Here is a 21150-nt window from a genome sequence, read left to right on the forward strand (position 1 = left end):
TCATGATTATCCAAAGCGGAAACCTGAAAATGAATCACCAGAACAACAGCTTGAAGCCCCGAACTCAGCATAATGCTGACGCGGCATATTATGTTGGCTCGTACTTGCAGCATTCCTTCCCGGTGCAACTCTATGAGCCCTTCACCGACAGCGAGGGCAATCTCTCCTCGCGCCCGGTGTTCCGGGACGGTCAGCCGGTCGAGAGCCGCGAGGCCGTCGCCCGGCGGGACGAGATGCTCCAACAGCTCGGCTCGCTGCCGCCGGTTCCGGGCGCGCTCGACCAGATCGTGCAGCGTTTCGGCACGGATGTGGTGGCGGAGGTCACGGGGCGGTCCCGCCGCATCGTGCGCAAGGGCGATGGCGCATTGGCCCGCCTGGCCGTCGAGAACCGCGCGCCCTCCGCGAACCTTGCCGAGACTTCGGCTTTCATGGATGACCAGAAGCGCATCCTCATCTTCTCTGATGCCGGGGGCACGGGGCGCAGCTATCACGCGGACCTCTCGGTGCGGAACCAGCGCCTGCGGGTGCACTACCTGCTGGAGCCGGGCTGGAAGGCCGATGCCGCCATTCAGGGGCTCGGGCGCACTAACCGCACCAATCAGGCGCAACCGCCGCTCTTCCGGCCCATCGCCACGGATGTGAAGGCCGAGAAGCGGTTCCTCAGCACGATCGCCCGTCGTCTCGACACGCTGGGTGCGATCACGCGCGGGCAGCGCCAGACCGGCGGCCAAGGCCTGTTCCGGCCCGAGGACAATCTGGAATCCGCCTATGCCCGCGATGCCTTGCGCCAGCTCTATTTGGCTGTAGTGCGTAGCAAGGTTGAGGGCTGCTCGCTGGAGAGGTTTGAATCCGCCACCGGCCTGAAGCTGATGGACGCGAACGGCATCAAGGACGACCTGCCGCCGATCACCACCTTCCTCAACCGTCTGCTGGCGCTGACCATTGAGTTGCAGGGCATCCTGTTCTCGGCCTTTGAGCAGCTTCTGCAGGCCCGGATCGACGGGGCGATTGCATCGGGCACCTATGACAAGGGGCTGGAGACGCTGCGCGCAGAGAGCTTTGTTGTCACCGACCGGCAGGTGATCCACACCCATCCCGGCACCGGCGCGGAAACCCGGATCCTGACCCTGACCGAACGCAAGCGCAATCAGCCGGTCACGCTCGATGCAGCCTTGGCGGAACTGGATGATCCCCGCGCAAGATTGCTCATCAACGAGCGATCCGGACGGGCTGCTGTGCTGGTCCCGACCACCAGCGTCATGCTGGATGATGGTGAGATCGAAGGGCGCGTGCGGCTGATCCGGCCGATGGAGGCGATGAACATGCCGGTGCGGGCGATGGGCGAGACCCACTGGGTCGAGGCCGAGCGCGCTGCCTTCGCCTCGGCCTGGCAGGCCGAGTTGGACGAAGTGCCGGAGTTCACCGACAGCATCCTGCATATGGTGACCGGGCTGCTGCTGCCGATCTGGAAGCGCCTGCCGCAGGACTCCTCCCGCGTCTATCGGCTCCAGACCGACGAGGGCGAGCGCATCATCGGTCGCCGGGTCTCGCCCGCATGGGCGGCGAATGCCGCCACCAGCGGAGTTGCGACCAGCATCACGCCGGACGAGGCCTATGCCGCGCTGATCGAGGGCCGGACGATCTTCGATCTCGCCGAAGGGCTCCAACTGCGCCGGTCCCGCGTCATGGCCGCGAACCGGATCGAACTCACCGGCTTCACCGAGACCATGCGCGATCGGCTGCGAACCTATGGTCTCTTCAGGGAGATCATCTCCTGGAAACTCCGCTTCTTCGTGCCGGTGGGCACATCGGGGCCGGAGATCATCGGCAAACTGCTTGACCGCTTCCCGGTCGAGCGCATCTCCGAGCGGGGAGCTGCGTGATGGCACGTCTCAACGCTTCCGAGCTGGCGCAGCGTCTTGGTCGCCAAGCCGAGGCGGTGTGCCGCCGCTATCTCTCGAATGGGCGCAAACAGGGCAATTACTGGCAGGTTGGGGATGTGCGAAACACGCCCGGTCGTTCGATGTTCGTTCGCCTGACCGGGCCGGAGTCCGGCAAGGGCGCGGCCGGCAAATGGACCGATGCGCAGAGCGGGGAACATGGCGATCTGCTCGACGTGATCGGCGAAAGCCTCGGCCTCATCGATTTCGCGGATGTCGCCGAAGAAGCCCGCCGCTTCCTAAGCCTGCCGCATCCCGAACTGGAGCCAAAGTCCCACCGATCCCGAACACCGCCAGCACCATCCGGATCGTCCGAAGCGGCCCGTCGCCTCTGGCGCATGACGCAGCCGCTCGCCGGCAGTCTCGCAGAGACGTACTTACGGCAACGCGGCATTGCGGATTTACGCGGAACCGCAAATCTGCGCTTCCATCCGACCTGCTACTGGCGACCCGAGGGCGATGGGCCGACAGAAACCTGGCCCGCCATAATCGCCGCCGTCACCGATCTCGACGGCAGGATCACCGGCGCACATCGCACCTGGATTCAACGTGACGGTTCCGGGAAAGCGTCGGTCGATCCACCGAGAAAGGCGATGGGAGACCTGCTCGGAAACGCCGTCCGGTATGGCAAGGCGCAGGATGTCATGGCGGCAGGCGAGGGGATCGAAACCATTCTCTCGCTGCGCCAGGCATTGCCGATCATGCCGATGGTCTCCGCACTTTCAGCCGGGCATCTCTCCGCCATCCAGTTCTCCCCGCATCTGCGCAGGCTCTACATCGTCCGCGACAACGATCCGGCAGGCGACGCCGCACGGGACAGTCTGGTGGACCGGGCCATCGAGGCCGGGATCGAGGCCATCACGCTTTCCCCCATGCTGGGAGATTTCAACGACGATCTCGTCAGCTTCGGCCTGGAGGCGCTTCGGGCGCAGATTCGGGTGCAGATTGCCCCTGAGGACGTCAGCCGTTTCATGTCGTGCGCGCCATAGCCAGAGAGGGCCGTGATCGAGGATAACCGATCCCGCCATGGGCAAGGGGTGTAGCACCTCGGCAAAAGACCCGCGCCTTGGCCTTCTTGAGAGGGCGAGCGGCCCACAAACGCTCCGGCCCGGCAATGGCGGCGCCCGACTGATTTCCGTCGGCGGCCCGCCACCCCACGCGACAGGTCGCGTGGGGACCCCGTCTCCCCCGCCTTTACAGCGCGAAACAAATCAGCCGGGCTTTGCCATCAAGGCCCTGAGCCAAAGGGCTCGGGCTGCCCGGCCGGAACGCCCGTGGGCTTGTCGTCGCCATGAAGGCCGCGACGGTCGCGGTCCAGCCGAAGGACTCATCCCATGTATGCCCATGACGAATACGAACCCGATCACGGCATGTCCCCGACCGGCCATGTCATCGAAGACCTCGAACTCTATGGCTACCGTCCCGCCGAGGACGAGGCCGATCCCCGGATCACACCCGAAGACGACGCGATCCGGGGCGCAGTCTCCGACATCTTCGACGCCCTGATCTCCACCATGGCCGACACGAGCCTCGATTCCGACCTCGACGAGATCCTGTGGTCCACCGTCAACACCTTCCATCGTGCCGTCGAGCGGACCGAACGCAAACTCGACGACAACGAGCAGGCGCAGAGGCGCCTTCAGCGGGAACAGGACGGCAGCGAGGTCAAATCCGTCCAGCTCGAAACCCTGATCGGTATCGGCCAGAGCCTGATCGAGCGCCGCGACAGCATGGAGACCTTCCGCGAGACCGCCGCCGACCTCTACCTGCGCAGCACCGGCACGCCCTGGTCGCCGCGCTCCGGCTCACGGGTCAACCATCGCCAGATGACCTCGGCCATGATCGACAGCCGTGACTTCATCGCCGCAAAACGCCGGGCCGACAACGAGGTGCTGCTGCCCGCCGGACCGAAGATTGCCTTCTCGGGCGGGGATACCACCGATCACCGGCTGATCTGGGACAGGCTCGATCAGGTCCACGCCAAGCATCCCGACATGGTGCTCCTGCACGGTGGATCGCCGAAGGGTGCCGAACGTATCGCGGCCACCTGGGCCGACAATCGCAAGGTACCGCAGATTGCCTTCAAGCCTGACTGGACCAAACACGCCAAGGCCGCGCCGTTCAAGCGCAACGACCGGATGCTCGATACCATGCCGATCGGGGTCATCGTCTTCCCGGGTACCGGCATTCAGGAAAACTTGGCCGACAAGGCCCGCAAGATGGGTATCCCGGTCTACCGCCTCGCGGAGGGCAGCGCGTGAGCGCTGCCAGCAATCCATCGACACCATGCCCGGCAGAACTCTCGCCATGCCGGGCGATTTCATGCTATGTTCGCCTTGCGCCATGGTGGTGGTGGAAGGCGCGACCGTTCCAAGTCAAATCGGAGACTCCACCATGATCGTTCTCGGAATCCTTACATCTTTCGCGGCCATTGCGGGCCTGTGCTGGTTGGTGTTCAACCTCGCGCTCTTCGCCCTGCCGTTTCTCGTCGGACTTCATACCGGCATTTGGGCCTATGGAACCGGCGCAGGCTGGTTCGGTGCAATCCTCGTCGGCGGCTTCGCCGCAGGGTTGACGCTTGCCATCGGTCAGGTGCTGATCATGCTCGTGCGCCCGCTCTGGGCGCGGTTTGTCATCGCGCTGATCTTCGTGGTGCCGGCGGTGCTCGCTGGCTTCCACGCAACCCTCGGGATCGCCAGGGCCATGATGCCCTCGGAGACCTGGCAGATGATCTTCGCCGTCATCGGCGCTGGCGCTGTAGGCGTTTCCGCCTTTCTCCGCATTGCCTGTTCGGCAGCCGAGCTTTCGGACAGCTCTCCCGTGAGCGCCTGACACTGCAGGCGATCCGATGAGGCGGGGCCTGATCAGTGCTGGACTGTCATCCTAATCGTCAGATTGCCGGTATGGGGCGGTGTGCGGATCGGCATGAGGCCCGCGTCGCGACCGGTGGCCGTGCGGTGGGAATGGCGGACCGTTCGAGCGGCAAATCGCACCTGCGATCGCGGGGAGGGACGCCGGGCGGGGCGCCTGGAGAGTGATGCGTATGGCCTGTCGCGGGTGAGCCAATTCGCCGGTGAAAAGCCGGTCAGGTTGAGGGGCATCCACGGTTGCCAGCGTCTCCGTTCTGACCCGTCCCATGTCCGCTCCATACGGCCCTTTCAATGGCCTGATCTGGCCGAAGACCGGCTGTGCCTCGACCGGCTTGGCGCAACAGCGCCGCCATAACTTTCTTCCCCTGGGCTGCGCCCATTCCGCGCGGAACAAGAAAGTTCTGCCTGTGCTGTCCAGCCCCCAGCACGCCGGGGGTGCGCCGCCGGTCGTCTCCGGCCTGTCGATCGCCATCGGGCCGCAATGGTGCGGACCCGGAAACGGAAAACGGAGACTTAAAATGGCAACCATCGGCACCTTCAAGAAGACCGGCAACGAATTCACCGGCGAAATCGTCACCCTCAGCGTCCAGGTCCAGGGCGTGCGCATCGTTCCCGACACCCGCGCCACCGGCGAGAACGCCCCCAGCCACCGGGTCCTGGTCGGCCGCGCCGAGATCGGCGCCGCCTGGTCCAAGCGGTCCAATGAGGGCCGCGACTATCTGGGCCTCAAGCTGGACGATCCGAGCTTCACCGCCCCGATCTACGCCAACCTCTTCGACGACGAGGACGGCGAGAGCTACGCTCTGATCTGGTCCCGCCCCAACGGTCGCCGCGGCGAATAACGCCGTCGCGAGGCCCCGGTCGAAAGGCCGGGGCCGACCGCCAAGCCGGGCAACCGAATCGGTTCCCGAAATATGCGACGCCAAAGCGAAAACGCGATGTAAACACGTCAGAATTTTGGTGGTGAAATTCTGATAAGCGACTATAATAGTCGTAGTTCTGGCGTTTGCGCCGGGCCGGATGGGAGGTGATCTGCATGATCACCGCCCGACAATCACGGGCCGCGCGGGCGCTTCTTGGCTGGACACAGGAGCAGCTGGCGGATGAGGCCCGGGTATCTTTGACCGCGCTCAAGCGCCTCGAGTCCGAAAGCGGGCTCGAGGTCTATGAGACCACGCGCGATCAGGTCCGACGGGCTTTCGAGGCGAATGGCATTCTGCTCCTGAACTCCGACCAGGGGATAGGAGTGATGCATGTTCAGGCGAAGGCTGCCTCGAAGGCCTGACCTTTCCGGCAGGTTTTGCAGAGAGCCGGATTGCGCTATTGCCGTGCTCACAAAACTGTCAACTGGCTGTGCTAAGGATGTGCAGCAAACGCCGTGGGGATGCGCGTGACGATCAGCAGCTTGCAGGATGTACCGCCGCAGGGGGACGTGGTGACTGAGTATGACCGTCATCACATGGCGCAGTATATGCGTTTGCTCGATGCTGCAGGCGAGGGCGCGAGCTGGCAGGAGGCCGCGCAGATCATTCTAGGTCTCGATGCGCAGACAGAGCCAGAGCGGGTGCGTCTGGTCCATGACGCACATCTTGAACGCGCGCGTTGGTTGAGCTCGGAAGGGTATCGGCAGTTGGCGGCGGGGCGAACCGCCTGAGGAGGTGATGCGTGCCACGCATCACCTGATGCCTTGGGGCGGGCTTCCCAAGTGATTGATCTCTTGGAATCCTTTCTTGTGATCAACCCAGGGGAGAGGCGATGCCATGCAACCTGATCGCTCGAATTGGCGTGACCAGGCCGCCTACGACTATCTTGATGATCTGGCTGCGCCGGACCTCGGCTGGGAATGCCTGCGCCGCAATCCCGAATATCAGCATGACTACGCGAAGCTCGCAGGAGAACCCCCGGAGAGGGTTGATCTGATGGATCAGGTCGGCCGTCGATGGGGGTTGTGCTTTCCCGATCCGGCCCGGGCTGCCCGCCTCCGTTGCGGAGGTGTTCTGGTGTCCGGCGGTCGATACAGGTGTCGTGGTGCTCGTTGCCGCCCCCGAGGCACTGGCCGAAGAGTCAGACGCCCCCGGTAGTGAAATAGTCGCCCCGACGGGCAGGGCGTCCCCCATTGGCAAGCACCTGCGCCACAGGCTGCCGGACGGGACATACCTGCATCTCGTCGCTCCCCTGAAAGACCGTGGTCGGCTTGTCGCCACCGTTCCTCTCGGCCTCGAGGGTCTCGATCGCATCGAAGCAATCCAGCGGCTCCTGGCGGATCAGCATCGACGTCGATCCATCCCCCGCGACACCCGCCTGACCGCGCAGCAGAAAGCGCGCCTGCGGCGTGTCCTTCAAGCCTCCGACGCAGCCTTCCATGGCGCGACCCAGAAGCAGATCGCCGAGGTCTTGTTCCGTACCGGTCACCTGGACCGCGATGAATGGCAGGTGTCCTCGGCCCGTTTTGCCGTCTCCAGCCTCCTTCGCGAGGGACGTGACCTGATCGCAGGCGGCTATCGCAAGCTCCTGCGTCACCAGCGCCGCCTTTAGGTCGGGGATCCCGCGCCGCGGTGTGCGGATTTACCCCTGCCAACTCCCCACTGCATCTGACCGGACGCGCTTCGCCATCGTGACCGTCATCAGCCGCTGTTTCGCGGCACTGGTCACACACAGTAGGGAGACGCCCGATGTCCGCCATCTCAACCGAACTTCCCCCGCGCTATCTGCGCACCAAGGAAGCCGCCCAGTTCCTGAGCCTGTCGGCTCGGACGCTGGAGAAGCACCGGACCTATGGCACCGGTCCCGCCTACCACAAGCTGGGCGGACGCGTGGTCTATGCGATCGAGGACCTGCAGGCCTGGGTCGGACGCGGCGCTGTCACCTCGACTTCCGACCCGCGCGGGCAGGTGCTGCCAGCGAAACGCCACACGCTCCCCAACCTCCCGCAGCCCGGCCGCTTCGTGCGCTGACGTGGGGGTGACACCTTCATGACTGATGGACGCAGACCCCGTTCCGAGCGTGGACAGCTCGATCTGTTCCGCGCGCTGCCCGGGGATTTCGCCCCAAGAGATGCGCAAGACCTCATGGCCTATCCCTTTTTCTCCCTCGCCAAATCCAAACGGGTCGCACCGATCGACTTTGCCGCTGGTAGCGTCAGCATCCGGGTCGAGGCGGTTCCCGATCACGGTATGGCCACAATCTGGGATGCCGACATCCTGATCTGGGCGGCGAGCCAGATCGTCGAGGCGCGTGACGCGGGGCTGCGCACCTCCCGGCTGATGGCCGCCACCCCTTACGAGATCCTCACCTATGTCGGTCGCGGAACCGGTGCGCGGGACTATCAGCGCCTGAAGGCGGCGTTGGATCGTCTCCAGTCGACGACGATCTCCACCTCGATCCGGCAGCCGGCGGAAGGACGTCGCCATCGCTTCTCCTGGATCAACGAATGGCAGGAGCGCAGCGACAGGGAGGGGCGCCCGGACGGCATCGAGTTGATCGTGCCCGACTGGTTCTACCAGGCCGTGCTCGACAATGCACTCATCCTCACCATTGATCGGGCGTATTTCGACCTGACTGGCGGGCTCGACCGTTGGCTCTATCGCCTGGTGCGCAAGCATGGTGGCAGGCAACGTGAAGGTTGGCGTTTCGACTTCCATCATCTTCACCAGAAGTCCGGGGCGCTGTCCCCCTTCAAGCGCTTCGCCTTCGAGCTTCGCGACATCATCCGGCGGCAGCCGCTGCCGGGTTATACGCTCTTTCTCGAGACAGAGGTTGGTGGCCGCAAGCTGCTGGCTTTCGAGCCTGCTCCGGGCTGTGGAAAACCTGTGAATGGGCTCGTGCTATCGGGAACCCGGGCTATCGTGCTATCAGGAACCGAAGGCTCGTGCTATCAGGAACCCAAACAGGGGGTAACGCACGGAAGCAAAAGCGGAAATCGCCCCCTTAACTTAGAGTCTAACAAAGAGTCTAACTTTGAAGAGCGCGCGCGTGATGTGGAAAACCTCATCCGTGCCACCGCAAAGAGCCTCAGCCAGGCCGGTAAGACGAAGGCAGCCGTCGCCCCATCGGTGCCGCGAACGGCTTCCGATCAGGGTGTCGCAGCAGCCTCCGATCATCCAGATACGCCCCGCCTTCCTCTCGAATTGCCGGGAGGTGGCGAATGATCGTCGCTCTGCTCAATCAGAAGGGTGGCGTCGGCAAGACGACGCTGGCGCTCCATATTGCTGGCGAATTGGCGATACAGGGCAAGCGCGTCACCCTGATCGATGCCGACCCGCAAGGCTCCGCCCTGGACTGGTCGCAGCAACGCGCCCGCGAAGGTCTGCCGCGGCTCTTCGGCACCCTCGGCCTGGCCCGTGACACCCTGCACCGCGAAGTCCCCGAACTTGCCCGCACAGTCGATCATGTCGTTATTGATGGCCCACCGCGTGTTGCGGGGCTCATGCGCTCAGCGCTGCTCACCGCCGATCTGGTGCTGATCCCGGTACAGCCCTCGCCATTCGATGGCTGGGCCTCTGCCGAGATGCTGTCCCTCCTTGGGGAGGCCCGCATTTATCGGCCGGAACTTGTCGCCCGCTTCCTGCTCAACCGCTGCGGCGCGCGCACCGTTATCGCCCGGGACACCGCCGAGGCGCTGGCGGATCACAATCCTCCTGTGCTTGCCAGCACGATTGGTCAGCGCGTCGTCTTTGCAGATGCGGCGCAAACCGGTCGCCTCGCCAGTGACATCGACCGTCAATCGCCTGCTGCCCGAGAGATCGCGGCGCTGACGTCTGAGATCGGGCGCCTCGGTCTTGGGAAGGTGGCGGTATGACCGGGCGCAATGACAAGCGTGGTTTCGCCGCGCGGCCAGTCGATGCCGAGACCTGGATCAAGGCTGGCGAGGCGCCATCCGCACACGGTCGCGCGGCGGCGATCTATACGGCCCGGCTTACCATCGACATCACCCCGGACCTGCGCGGTCGCATCAAGGTCGCAGCTTTCAGCCGAGGCGTCACTGTCGCTGACATGCTGCGCGAGTTGCTCGGGCGCGAATATCCGAAACCCGAAGGAGAACCTCAATGACCGGCTTTGTGATCCCCGGCGTGACCGGAGACGGATCGTTCGACGCCCATTCCGGCGGCGAGCTGACGCGCGTGGAACTGACCTGGGTGGAGAAGCGGATCGAGTTCTGGATCAGGTTCGGCCAGGAGGCCGGAACGCAGATCCTCGACCGCAGCCGCCGCATCGTCTTCTTCCGTCCCGGCGCCGTGTTTGGCTTCGTCCGCTGGGCGGCGAATGACTATGGAACCGTCGTCTCGCGCATCGACATCGTGCGCTCAATCGCGCCTGGGAGCGCCTGTCAGACGCTGCCCTTCGTGCGCCCCGGTGGCGAGATTTTGTTGAAGATCGAAGGCTGGCCCAAGGTCGAAGAGGTCCTGCGCCATGTCGATGCTATCGAGGGTCTCGGGATCGACCCTGCCGAGGTCGATCCCGACCACTGGCGCCATGTCGCCCACTGGATGAAGGCGGGCGAAGCGCCGCGCGCCTATACGGCGGAACGCCATGCCGCATGGCTCCGGCGCCGGGAGATCGGAAAATGACCCGTGCCCGCTACATCAGGGCGACGGTCGCGGCGCTCACCACCGTCATCGCCGGCAGCATTCCGGCTGCGCCACGGCTGGTCTGGAACGCCTCGGCCAGCGTGCCGATTGGTTTCTACACCATCGCTCCGGTGGACCGGCTCGCGGTGCCAGATCTGGTCGCGGTCATGCCACCCGAACCCTTTGCAGGCTTCATGGTCGCGCGCGGCTATGTCGGTCGCGATGTGCCGATCCTGAAGCACGTCATCGGGCTGCCGGGACAACGGGTCTGCCGTGACGGCGCCGCGATCACCGTCGATGGCAGACACCTGGGGGAGGCGCGAGAGCGCGACAGCCAGGGCCGCGATCTTCCCGTCTGGCAGGGCTGCCGCACCATCGTAGAGGGCGAGGTCTTCCTGATGAATCCGGCGGTCTCTGACAGCTTCGATGGCCGCTACTTCGGTCCGTTCCCCACCTCGGCAGTGATCGGCCGGGCCAGTCCACTGTTCACCGACGAGGGTGGCGATGGCCGCCTCGTCTGGCACGCGCCGGATGGGTGACGGCGCGTCCATCGCGGGCGCGCAAGCGACCCGCCTCCCATTCACCGCATGAGGAAGGAGCCTCCAATGCCACAGATCGGTCAATTCACACGCACCCCATCCGGCTATTCCGGACAGCTTCGCACGCTCTCGCTCGACCTGGAACTGACCTTTGTTCCCACCGACAATGTCGATTCCGAGAAAGCTCCCGCTTATCGCATCCACCTCGGTGACGAGGAGGGTCCGGAGGTTGGCGCGGGCTGGAAACACATAGGCGAAACCGCAGGCGAGTTCGTTTCGGTCCTGCTCGATGATCCGGTTTTCCGGCATCCGATCCGCGCCCGCCTGTTCCAGTCGGATGAGGAGGGCAGGGCGTGGGGGCTGCACTGGACACGCCCGAAGAAGCACGATGAGCAGGACTGACCATGATCATGTCCTGCACCCGTCCCGCCTCGGGGAGCGGTGGCATCTGCCACCGCATGCTCCTCCTTCTTCTTTCCGGCCTCCTCATCCCTGTCGTCGCCACCCAGCCGCTTATGGCGCAAACCGATGTGCCCGAACACGCAATCGCCGCGCATCCCTACGCCGCCCAGGTCACCGAGGCATCGCAGCGCTTCGGCATTCCGACGACATGGATCATGGCCGTGATGCGGGCAGAGAGCGCGGGCGATCTGCGCGCGGTGTCTTCTGCTGGCGCGATGGGGCTGATGCAGGTCATGCCCGACACCTGGGCCGGGCTGCGCATCCGTCATGGCCTCGGCCATGATCCTTTCGAGCCGCGTGACAACATCCTCGCTGGCACGGCCTATCTGCGCGAGATGTGGGACCGCTATGGCAATGTCGCGGCGATGCTGGCGGCCTATAATGCCGGTCCCGCCCGCTACGACGAATACCGCTTGGCTGTTCGTCCTCTGCCCGCCGAGACACGCGCCTATGTCGCTGCGCTTGCGCCCGCTCTGCTTGGTGAGCGACCATCGGGCGGCACTGTTGCTGCAGCCCGGCCGCTCGATTGGCGTGAGGCGGCGATCTTCATCAGCCGCGACGACGGAACGTCTGCGACCGATCCTGTGTTGTCTCACCCGACGGTCGGCGCCGCCCCTTCACCCGTCCCGGCGGCGCAACAGGCGGGAATGGCCCCGCAGCCTGAGGGCCTCTTCGTCCGGCGGGAGACTGGTGAGGTCCGGCCATGACCCACGAGCTCACACTTCGCGTTCCATCGTGCTCTGGCGTGCGTTTGAGGGGACGGCCGGTGGTGGCGGGCACCACGACCGAAGGATGGCAGGATAAAAGGGCGCACGGTGCGCGTCGGTTGGGCGGTTGTTTTTGTTCATGTTTTTACCGCGTTCCGCACCGTGTGGCGCGTGTTCGCACCGTGCGAGATGTGCCTAACACTCTGATCTTTTGCGTTGTTTCGCACTGTGCGGGGATTTCTTATGCCCGATGATCGCGAGTTCCGCATCCGCCCGGGGCGTATCCGTTCGACAAAGGCGCAGCAGGCCCGTTCCTTTGTCGCACAGGCCCTGGCTGCCGCGAAAAAGGCCGGTGGTGGTGTCTCGCGGGCCGGCCGCGTCAGCCCGGGCAATCGGTCCCGCTTCGGGCGCGGTCAGCGTGCCAGCATTCAGGCCAACCGCCTCATCACCGCCCGCACACGCGGCGCGGTGGTCAAGGCGCGTGTGGTCCGGCACAGTGGGAAACCCGCGCCTCTCGGAGCCCACCTCGATTACCTGCGCCGGGATGGTGTGACCCGGGACGGGGAGAAGGCCAGGCTCTTCGGGCCCGGAACGGAGGATGCCGATGGCCGGGCCTTTGCCGAGCGGTGTCGCGATGACCGTCATCATTTCCGGTTCATCGTCTCGCCCGACGACGCGCCGGACATGTCTGACCTGCAAACCTTTACCCGCGATCTCGTCGGGCGGATGGAACAGGATCTCGGCACGTCGCTTGACTGGGTCGGCGTCGATCACTGGAACACCGCCCATCCGCACGTCCATCTGATCGTTCGGGGTGTGCGCAACGACGGCCAGGATCTCGTAATCTCACGGGACTACATCAAGGAGGGGATGCGGGACAGGGCACGGGCTCTCGTCACCCAGGAACTGGGCCCGCGCAGCGATCTCGACATCCGCCGGACACTTGAACGCCAGTTCGGGGCGGAGCGTTGGACGCAGCTCGACCGTCAGTTGCTGCGGGACGCGGGGCGTTCGCGCATCCTCGACATGGCGCCGGATACGGATCGGCAGCCGGATGTGTTTCACGCGCTGAAGGTCGGGCGGTTGCGAAAGCTGGAAATCCTCGGCGTCGCCGACCAGATCGGACAGTCGCAATGGCACATCAGGGACGATGCCGAAGTGGTCCTGCGCGAGATGGGGGAGCGTGGCGACATCATCAAGCGGATGCATCGTGCCCTGACGGACCGGGGGATCGAGCGCGGGTCCTCGAGTTACGTCCTTGCCGCGGAGAGCCTCGATGCTCCCGTCATCGGTCGTCTGGTCCAGCGGGGCCTCGATGACGAGCTGAAGGGGACAGCCTATGCCGTCGTCGATGGTGTCGATGGCCGGAGCCACCATATCCGTCTGCCCCATCTCGACGCCGCCGGCGACAGTGCACCAGGCTCGATCGTGGAACTCCGCACCTATGACGATGCGCGCGGCCAGCGTCGTGTCGCACTGGCGGTTCGGTCAGACCTGGACCTCGCTGCGCAGGTGACCGCGCCCGGGGCGACCTGGCTCGACCGGCAGGCCATCGCGCGGGAACCGCTTGCGCTGTCGGACCAGGGCTTTGGTGCCGAGGTCCGGCAGGCTCTGGACGCGCGCGCCGATCATCTGACCTCGGAGGGGCTGGCCGAGCAGCGGGGCGGCAGGGTCGTCTTTGCCCGGCGCCTGCTCGGAACCTTGCGCGACCGGGAGTTGCAGGCAGTTGGCGCGCAGCTCTCGGGAGAAACCGGGTTGCCGTTCGGCAAGGCGGGGGCGGGCGACTACGTCAGCGGCCTCTATCGCCAGCGTCTCGCACTCGCTTCGGGCCGCTTTGCCATGATCGAGGGCTATGGAGCTGACGGCGCGTTCGGCTTCCAACTCGTGCCCTGGTCCCCCTCCCTCGAAAAGCACCTCGGCCGGAATGTCGCCGGCGTCGCCCGCGGGGACGGCGGGGTCGATTGGGACTTCGGCCGCAAGCGCGGTCTTGGCCTCTGATCAAAACACAGGAAAGGAGCGACAGTCATGTCCGCAACAAAAATCCTTTGGGGGCAGATCTCCATCGTCTTCCTCATCATTCTGGCCACCACCTGGGGCGCGACGCAATACGTGGCCGCGAGCCTCGGCTATCAGGCACAGCTGGGCCCGCCCTGGTTCGTGCTGTTCGGGACGCCCGTCTACTATCCTCCCGCCATCTTCTGGTGGTGGTATTTCTATGAGGCCTACGCGCCACCGGTCTTTGCGACAGGTGGGATCATCGCCGCCTCGGGGGGCTTCATTGCTATCGGGGTGGCCATCGCTATGTCGGTCTGGCGCGCCCGCGAGGCCCGCAACGTCGCGACCTATGGATCTGCCCGATGGGCGGAGATGGGCGAGGTGAAGGCGGCCGGACTGCTTGACCCAGATGGTGTTGTCCTCGGTCGCTATGAGCGGCAATATCTGCGCCACGATGGGCCGGAGCATGTGCTCTGTTTTGCGCCGACACGATCCGGCAAGGGGGTAGGGCTCGTCGTGCCCTCGCTTCTCACTTGGCCCGGCTCGGCCATCGTTCATGACATCAAGGGCGAGAACTGGCAACTGACCGCCGGGTTCCGCGCTCTACACGGTCGGGTCCTGCTGTTCGATCCGACCAATCCGAACTCTTCGGCCTACAACCCCCTGCTGGAAGTCCGTCGTGGGGAGTGGGAGGTTCGCGATGTCCAGAACATCGCCGACATCCTCGTCGACCCCGAGGGGAGCCTGGAGAGGCGAAACCACTGGGAGAAGACCAGCCACAGCCTGCTCGTCGGGGCGATCCTGCATGTCCTTTATGCCGAGAAGGACAAGACGCTGGCCGGCGTCGCCAACTTCCTGTCCGACCCGCGGCGTCCCGTGGAGTCCACGCTCCGCGCGATGATGCGGACGCCGCACCTGGGCGAGGCGGGGCCGCATCCCGTGGTCGCCAGTGCCGCTCGCGAGTTGCTCAACAAGTCCGAGAATGAACGCTCGGGTGTGCTTTCGACGGCAATGTCTTTCCTTGGCCTCTATCGCGACCCTGTCGTCGCTCAGGTCACGCGCCGCTGCGACTGGCGGATCGGTGACATTGTCGGGGAAGTGCGTCCCGTCACGCTCTATCTCGTAGTGCCGCCATCTGACATCAATCGCACCAAGCCGCTCATCCGCCTGATCCTCAACCAGGTCGGCCGACGCCTGACCGAAGACCTGCAGGGCAAGGATGATCGTCATCGGCTACTTCTGATGCTCGACGAGTTCCCGGCGCTCGGTCGCCTCGACTTCTTCGAGAGTGCGCTGGCCTTCATGGCGGGCTACGGGTTGAAGAGCTTCCTCATCGCCCAGTCGCTGAACCAGATCGAGAAGGCCTATGGTCCGAACAACTCGATCCTCGACAATTGCCACGTCCGGGTGAGTTTCGCGACCAATGATGAGCGTACGGCCAAGCGGGTGTCCGACGCTCTCGGCACCGCCACCGAGATGAAGGCGATGAAGAACTATGCCGGGCATCGTCTGGCGCCCTGGCTCAGCCATCTCATGGTGTCCCGGTCGGAAACTGCGCGGGCGTTGCTCACCCCCGGAGAAATTATGCAGCTGCCGCCCTCAGACGAGATCGTCATGGTGGCTGGCACACCACCGATCCGGGCGACAAAAGCACGGTATTACGAAGATGCGCGGTTCACCGAGCGGGTCTTGCCGCCACCCGACTTAGTGGAAGTGGGCGTCTCGGGAGAGGATGACTGGAGCAGTCTGGCAGTCCCCACGCAAGAGGACGAGCCCGAGTGGCTTTCCGAGACAGCATCGGAGGACAACGATCCGACCGGCTCGGAGCGCCGTCTTCAGCCGGAGTTGGCGCAGCCTCAACCGGTCGACAGGCAGTCCCCCATTGAGAACGAGTTTGAATTCGACCCACCCGAGGATGAGGAGGATGGTGCCATCCGCAATCGCCGCATCATGCAGCAGATGCGCGGTGTCGCGCGGCAGGTCTCCCTCAATCCCGATGACGGCATGGAGCTTTGATCATGACCACCAGCCGCAAGAAGACGAAGATTTCGGTCTACCTCGATCCTGAGGTCATGAAGATGCTGGCAGACTTCGCCGCCCGGCGTGATCGATCCCAATCGATGGTGGCCGAGGCCGCGATCGCATCCTTCCTCTCTCCGGATGACGCAGAGCGCCGCGACGCGGTTCTGGCCCGACGCCTGGATCAGATCGACAGGCGGATCACCCGGCTGGAACGCGATGTCGGGATCTCCGTCGAAAGCCTGGCTGTGTTCATCCGTTTCTGGCTTGCGACAACACCGGCTCTGCCGGAACCCGCGGCCAAGGCGGCTCGGGCCAAGGCAGGGGAGCGCTACGAGGCGTTTATCTCGGCTCTCGGTCGGCGCCTCGCGCAGGGCCCGAAGCTGCGGCAGGAGGTGTCGGAGGATGTGGACGGCGGCGGGGCAGCAGGTGGCTGAAACGATGTCACCTGCCTCAGCCGCAAAGGTCGGGGCTGTAGAAGTGATCTTGATACCTGGGATGACGGCTGCGGTCGATGCAGAAGCGTCACCGCACTCATCATCGGGCCGCGTTTCATCGATCGTCGCCAGTGAATCCCATTCTTTGTTGGCGAAAGTGCCCTCATGGCGCCTGAAACACGACTGAGGCCAAGGCCCTCCAGTCCCTGGTTGCGGCCTACAACACAATTTCCTCGGGACTGGGGGACACGCCTGAGACTTGGCGCCCGCGGCTGGCAGCGCACGGCAATGCGGCCGCTGCGCCCCACCTGTGGGCAGGTGGCTTCCTGCTCGGGACGAAGTTCGCGCCCAAGCTCTGGAAACCGGTATTGCAGGCAGCAGAGAGCGACCTGAGAGGACCGATCAGATGGAGTGGTTGCCGCCCTCCCCAGACGGCATCGCAATGTGCCAAGGTCGTGGTGTTCAACGCCACGCGAAGAGGAGGACGGCGAGATGAAGGAGATGATGATTGGGATCGATCTGACAAAGGCAGTTTTCCAGGTCCACGGTGCCCTTCGGACAGGGGAGGTCCGTTTCCGCAAGAAGCTCACGCGCAAGCAGTTGTCAGAGTTCATGGCACAGCAGGCGCCCAGTCTGGTCATCTTCGAAGCGTGCGGCAGCGCACATTATTGGGCGCGCGAGATGGAGGGGCTTGGGCACGAGGTGAAGCTGATCGCGCCGCAATATGTGCGCCCCTTCGTCAAGCGCCAGAAGAATGATGCTGCCGATGCCGAGGCGATCGTCATCGCAGCCCGTCAGCCTGAGATGAGTTTTGTAGAGCCCAAGACAGTTCAGCAGCAGTCCCGCGCGGCGGTTTTTCGTGGCCGCGAGCGTCTGGTACATCAGCGGACCGCTGACGTGAACGCGTTGCGGGCGCTCCTGTATGAGCACGGCTATGTATTCCCCGCCGGGATACGCCATCTCAATCGCATAGCAGCGCTTGTGGAGGATGAAGCTTCAAAGTTGCCAGCGCTGATCCGGGAGGAGAGCCAGGACCTGCTGACGCAGATTTCAGAGAAAACGGCGCGTATCATCGAGCGCACCATGAAACTCAAGACGCTGGCCGCCGCTTCAGACAGGGTGCGCCGGCTTCAGAGCATGCCAGGTGTGGGGCCGCTGACGGCTATTGCGGTAGAAGCGTTTGGCCCAGACATGGCACAGTTCAAAGCTGGGCGCGGCTTTGCGGCTTGGTTGGGCCTTGTTCCCAAGCAGCATTCCTCTGGAGGCAAGGAGCGTTTGGGGCGGATGACCAAGGCCGGTCAAGCCGACATCCGACGCCTCCTGATCATTGGGGCAATGTCACGACTGAGCTGGCTTGGGCAGCGTACCATTACGGAGGGGAGCTGGCTGTCACGGATGTTGGCGCGCAAACCCAAGATGCTGGTTGCGATTGCGCTGGCTAACAAGATGGCCCGCCAGATATGGGCGATGCTGACGAAGAACGAAGATTACAGGGATCCGGCGCTGGCAGGCGCGGCATGATGCTCATGTCGAACTGCTAGCGACGGTGCCGAGGGGAGTGTGAGAAGACGGCGACCTGAATGGGCAAAACGATCGAACAGATCCGGATCGGGAAAACCAGTCGTTCTCTGCGAGCAGAAAGCTCGGCGATTAGATTTGGACCCGATCCGCTGATCACCATCCCGGCCCGCGGCTTTTGAGAATGCCGCATCATGAAGGCCTGACAAAAGTGCGCACTCGATCACACGCCAACAGGGTCACAAACTTCTTGCATTACGGGCGGCAACCACAAAAGAGAAATGGCCGACCCCCGCGCCAACCTTGATACCGCCACTGTCGCGAAGGTAGCCAGGGCTGTCGCCGCCATCCGCGCGCACTTCATGCCGCGCAGGGCAGAGTCCTTCCGCAGATAGCGACCCGCTCGTCAAGCATGGCCTACAACGACCAACTCGTGTCGTTCACGGTTCTTCAAGTACGGCTTGACGAACTTTGGCGCGATCAGGCACACCTCATGGCCGATCGCGGCCAGTGAAGGGCCGTGCACCGCAACAATGCATCCGGGATGCATCAGCATGAACGCCAGGAACTGCTTTCGCGACAGTTTATTGCGAAACACGATCTCGCCGTCTGCTGTCGCTCCGTGCAGTTGGAAGACCTGTTTCGCCAAGTCAACGCCGATGATTAGAGACTTCCTTCATAGCCTTTTCCTCCTGATCCTTCATGGATCATTCTGACACAAGTACCGTCAGGAAGGGCTACCTAACCCATCATCAGAGCCGTGCGCCCCACTTCCTGTCATCAGTGCACTCAAGAAACCGAAGGTTCTTGGCGGGAGCGAAAACGCGGCAGGCAGCTTAGGCCTTTTGGGGAACGGCTGTTTGTACCAGATGGTCAAAGCTCTTGCGTGCCATATCTTGCCAGTATTGCGCGAGCAGGGCGGCAGCGGTGAGCGGCGTGTCTGCCTTAGCAAGTTCGTGCAGCATTCTAGCGTTATCCTCGGCAACTGAGGCAAGAAGATCGCAGCCTTCGCGCCACGCCTCGGGAGAGGCCTGAGCGGAACGCGTCATCAAGTCAACGAATTGGGCCGGAAACGCAACTGCCGCGGCAGCTTGAAAGGGCGCGGTTTGAGCTGTGGTCGGTTTCGTTGTCATTTTTAGACTTCCTTTGCGAAGGATTGGGACCGGAGGTTACCATCTGTGCCTGCATTCCTACTTCGTCCATTGACATTAGTCAACGACCGATGATTAAGCTTCCGCAGGCTTATTTTCAACGATTGAGGAACCCTCATATGGCGCAGGATTCGAAGAATTCCGACCCACGCAAGCCTTCGGAAGCAGGCGCCGACAACAAGTCCTTCATGCGGTCGATGCGAAGGCTACCTTCAACTCAGGGCGAGAGTGAGCCGCTGGGGATCGAGGCATTTCAGGCCTATGATAAAATGCGCGAGGCTCTCTCCGGCCAGTTTACCGGCGGCGCGTCGCCCGGCTCGGCGGCAATGGCTTATTTCGACTGGGCCTTCCATCTGGCCTCTGCGCCTGGCAAGCGAATGGAGTTGGCCGTCAAAGCCGATCGCAAATGGAAACGGCTTTCGGCGTGGCTCTGGTCGTCGACATTTGATCCGCAAACACCACCGGCGATCGAGCCCCTTCCTGGCGATAACCGCTTCTCCGACGAGGCCTGGAGCAAGCCACCATTCAGTTGGATGGCTCAGGCTTTCCTTCTTGAGCAACAATGGCTTCACAACGTCACGCATGAAGTGCCGGGCATGACGAAGCACCACGAAGAGGTCGGCTCATTCGCGGCGAAACAGATGCTGGACGTGTTCGCTCCGTCAAGCAATCCCTTCACCAATCCGGAAGTTATCGCTCGCACCTGGGCCACAGGTGGCATGAATTTTGTCAAAGGCTTCCAGAACCTCATGGAGGACCAAGCGCGCAAGATGACCGACCGCCCCGCAGTAGGGACAGAGGCCTTCTTGCCTGGTGAGACTGTCGCAGTTTCGCCGGGTAACGTCGTGTACCGCAACCATCTGATCGAGTTGATCCAATACAGCCCGACAACCGATAAAGTGCACCCCGAACCAGTTCTGGTCGTTCCTGCCTGGATCATGAAATACTATATTCTCGACCTCTCCCCAGAAAATTCGCTGATCCGCTGGCTGGTGGCGCAGGGCCATACCGTCTTTGCGATTTCTTGGCGAAATCCAGATGTCTCCGACCGTGATCTGGAAATGGAAGACTATCTTGAGCTTGGGGTCATGGCCGCATTATCAAAAATCAATACTCTGGTTCCAAAGACCAAAGTGCATGGCGTGGGCTATTGTCTCGGCGGTACGCTGCTCTCGATCGCGGCGGCAGCGATGGGTGGGCAGGCTGACGACCGGCTCAGCTCGGTCACGCTGCTTGCGGCGCAGGTGGATTTTACAGAGCCTGGAGAACTGGCTCTTTTTATCGACCCGAGCCAACTGCATTTTTTGGACAGCATGATGTGGAACCGCGGCTACCTCTCGGCGGACCAAATGTCTGGAGCGTTCCAGCTATTGCGCTCGAACGATCTGGTCTGGTCGCGCATGGTACGTGAGTACATGATGGGCGAACGCACACCGATGAATGACCTGATGGCCTGGAACGCGGACAGCACGCGCATGCCATACCGGATGCACTCGGAATATCTTCGCAAACTCTACCTGAACAATGAACTCTCCTCGGGCCGCTTCATTGCGGATGGACAGACGGTCCTCTTGCAGAACATTCAGGTACCGCTCTTCGCTGTCGGCACCGAGCGCGATCACGTGGCGCCTTGGAAATCGGTCTACAAGATCCACCAGTTCACCGACTGCGAAGTGACTTTCACGCTTACTTCAGGCGGACACAACGCCGGGATCGTCAGCCCACCGGACCATCCGCGTCGCCATTATCGTTTGGGGACTCACAAACACGGCATACCGCTGCTGTCGGCTGAAGACTGGCAGGCCAAACATGAGCAGGTGAAAGGATCGTGGTGGTTAGTCTGGCAAAAATGGCTGGCTGCACATTCGAGCGCGATGGCTGCCCCACCAGCCATGGGCACGGCGCTTGCCAAAGCTCCCGGCACTTATGTGTTCCAGAAGTGACC

The 21150-nt window shown here is 63.4% G+C and carries 24 protein-coding genes; 22 read left to right on the top strand and 2 right to left on the bottom strand.

Features of this window, described 5'->3' with window-relative positions; translation table 11 throughout:
- The 21 genes from C8N42_RS18460 to C8N42_RS18560 all read left to right on the top strand — a co-directional run.
- Positions 1-1883: strawberry notch C-terminal domain-containing protein (locus C8N42_RS18460; protein ID WP_245890291.1), on the top strand; the 1883-nt coding region annotated here is incomplete at its 5' end.
- Positions 1883-2929, top strand: coding sequence for a DUF7146 domain-containing protein (locus C8N42_RS18465; RefSeq protein ID WP_107817966.1), 1047 nt, complete (start codon positions 1883-1885; stop codon positions 2927-2929). The genes C8N42_RS18460 and C8N42_RS18465, both read left to right, overlap by 1 nt.
- A gap of 345 nt (positions 2930-3274) precedes the next feature.
- Positions 3275-4201, top strand: a complete 927-nt coding sequence (locus tag C8N42_RS18470) for a DUF2493 domain-containing protein (protein ID WP_107817967.1) — start codon at positions 3275-3277, stop codon at positions 4199-4201.
- A 133-nt stretch (positions 4202-4334) separates the two neighbouring features.
- Complete coding sequence (locus tag C8N42_RS18475; RefSeq protein WP_107817988.1) at positions 4335-4772, top strand: hypothetical protein; 438 nt, start codon at positions 4335-4337, stop codon at positions 4770-4772.
- 556 nt (positions 4773-5328) lie between these two features.
- On the top strand, positions 5329-5652 hold the full coding sequence (locus C8N42_RS18485) for a DUF736 domain-containing protein (RefSeq protein WP_078527672.1): 324 nt from the start codon (positions 5329-5331) through the stop codon (positions 5650-5652).
- A gap of 194 nt (positions 5653-5846) precedes the next feature.
- Entirely contained in the window at positions 5847-6095 is a 249-nt protein-coding gene (locus C8N42_RS18490) for a helix-turn-helix domain-containing protein (protein ID WP_009573769.1), read from the top strand.
- A gap of 99 nt (positions 6096-6194) precedes the next feature.
- A complete protein-coding gene (locus C8N42_RS18495; RefSeq protein WP_043870029.1) occupies positions 6195-6464 on the top strand; it encodes a DNA -binding domain-containing protein in 270 nt (89 codons plus the stop codon).
- 106 nt (positions 6465-6570) lie between these two features.
- A complete protein-coding gene (locus tag C8N42_RS22205; RefSeq protein ID WP_407682142.1) occupies positions 6571-6891 on the top strand; it encodes a transcriptional regulator domain-containing protein in 321 nt (106 codons plus the stop codon).
- Complete coding sequence (locus C8N42_RS18500) at positions 6839-7345, top strand: DUF2285 domain-containing protein (protein WP_245890293.1); 507 nt, start codon at positions 6839-6841, stop codon at positions 7343-7345. The genes C8N42_RS22205 and C8N42_RS18500 overlap by 53 nt, the downstream gene beginning before the upstream one ends.
- Before the next feature lie 137 nt (positions 7346-7482).
- The gene (locus C8N42_RS18505) at positions 7483-7764 is read left to right on the top strand and encodes a helix-turn-helix transcriptional regulator (RefSeq protein WP_009573772.1); all 282 of its coding nucleotides are present in this window, start codon (positions 7483-7485) and stop codon (positions 7762-7764) included.
- A 114-nt stretch (positions 7765-7878) separates the two neighbouring features.
- The gene (locus tag C8N42_RS18510) at positions 7879-8958 is read left to right on the top strand and encodes a replication initiator protein A (protein WP_009573773.1); all 1080 of its coding nucleotides are present in this window, start codon (positions 7879-7881) and stop codon (positions 8956-8958) included.
- On the top strand, positions 8955-9608 hold the full coding sequence (parA, locus tag C8N42_RS18515; protein ID WP_009573774.1) for a ParA family partition ATPase: 654 nt from the start codon (positions 8955-8957) through the stop codon (positions 9606-9608). Before C8N42_RS18510 ends, parA begins: the two co-directional genes overlap by 4 nt.
- Positions 9605-9859, top strand: a complete 255-nt coding sequence (locus tag C8N42_RS18520; protein ID WP_009573775.1) for a ribbon-helix-helix protein — start codon at positions 9605-9607, stop codon at positions 9857-9859. The genes parA and C8N42_RS18520 overlap by 4 nt, the downstream gene beginning before the upstream one ends.
- Complete coding sequence (locus C8N42_RS18525) at positions 9856-10377, top strand: DUF2840 domain-containing protein (protein ID WP_107817968.1); 522 nt, start codon at positions 9856-9858, stop codon at positions 10375-10377. Before C8N42_RS18520 ends, C8N42_RS18525 begins: the two co-directional genes overlap by 4 nt.
- Positions 10374-10916, top strand: coding sequence for a S26 family signal peptidase (locus tag C8N42_RS18530; RefSeq protein WP_107817969.1), 543 nt, complete (start codon positions 10374-10376; stop codon positions 10914-10916). The genes C8N42_RS18525 and C8N42_RS18530 overlap by 4 nt, the downstream gene beginning before the upstream one ends.
- Before the next feature lie 66 nt (positions 10917-10982).
- Entirely contained in the window at positions 10983-11318 is a 336-nt protein-coding gene (locus C8N42_RS18535) for a DUF736 domain-containing protein (protein WP_107817970.1), read from the top strand.
- Between the two features lie 2 nt (positions 11319-11320).
- Entirely contained in the window at positions 11321-12085 is a 765-nt protein-coding gene (locus tag C8N42_RS18540) for a lytic transglycosylase domain-containing protein (RefSeq protein ID WP_107817971.1), read from the top strand.
- 243 nt (positions 12086-12328) lie between these two features.
- Entirely contained in the window at positions 12329-14083 is a 1755-nt protein-coding gene (locus C8N42_RS18545) for a relaxase/mobilization nuclease domain-containing protein (protein WP_107817972.1), read from the top strand.
- 27 nt (positions 14084-14110) lie between these two features.
- Positions 14111-16096, top strand: coding sequence for a conjugal transfer protein TraG (locus C8N42_RS18550; RefSeq protein WP_107817973.1), 1986 nt, complete (start codon positions 14111-14113; stop codon positions 16094-16096).
- A 2-nt stretch (positions 16097-16098) separates the two neighbouring features.
- Complete coding sequence (locus C8N42_RS18555) at positions 16099-16536, top strand: CopG family transcriptional regulator (protein WP_107817974.1); 438 nt, start codon at positions 16099-16101, stop codon at positions 16534-16536.
- A gap of 492 nt (positions 16537-17028) precedes the next feature.
- Positions 17029-18057 (top strand): IS110 family RNA-guided transposase, encoded by a 1029-nt coding sequence (locus C8N42_RS18560; protein ID WP_107817975.1) that lies wholly within the window; start codon positions 17029-17031, stop codon positions 18055-18057.
- Positions 18058-18460: 403 nt separating this feature from the next.
- Here C8N42_RS18560 and C8N42_RS18565 read toward each other — a convergent pair whose 3' ends face one another.
- Together C8N42_RS18565 and C8N42_RS18570 are read right to left on the bottom strand one after the other, a co-directional pair.
- Positions 18461-18703 carry a hypothetical protein gene (locus C8N42_RS18565; RefSeq protein ID WP_107817976.1) on the bottom strand — a complete coding sequence of 81 codons (243 nt, stop codon included), beginning with the start codon at positions 18701-18703 and terminating at the stop codon, positions 18461-18463.
- Between the two features lie 187 nt (positions 18704-18890).
- Positions 18891-19187, bottom strand: a complete 297-nt coding sequence (locus tag C8N42_RS18570) for a hypothetical protein (protein WP_107817977.1) — start codon at positions 19185-19187, stop codon at positions 18891-18893.
- Positions 19188-19324: 137 nt separating this feature from the next.
- On the opposite strand from C8N42_RS18570, the gene C8N42_RS18575 reads away from it, so the two are divergent.
- Positions 19325-21148: a PHA/PHB synthase family protein gene (locus tag C8N42_RS18575; protein ID WP_245890294.1), complete on the top strand. Its 1824-nt coding sequence runs from the start codon at positions 19325-19327 to the stop codon at positions 21146-21148.
- Positions 21149-21150: the final 2 nt, after the last annotated feature.

The sequence above is a fragment of the Celeribacter persicus genome, assembly GCF_003050785.1.
Taxonomy (GTDB): Bacteria; Pseudomonadota; Alphaproteobacteria; order Rhodobacterales; family Rhodobacteraceae; genus Celeribacter; species Celeribacter persicus.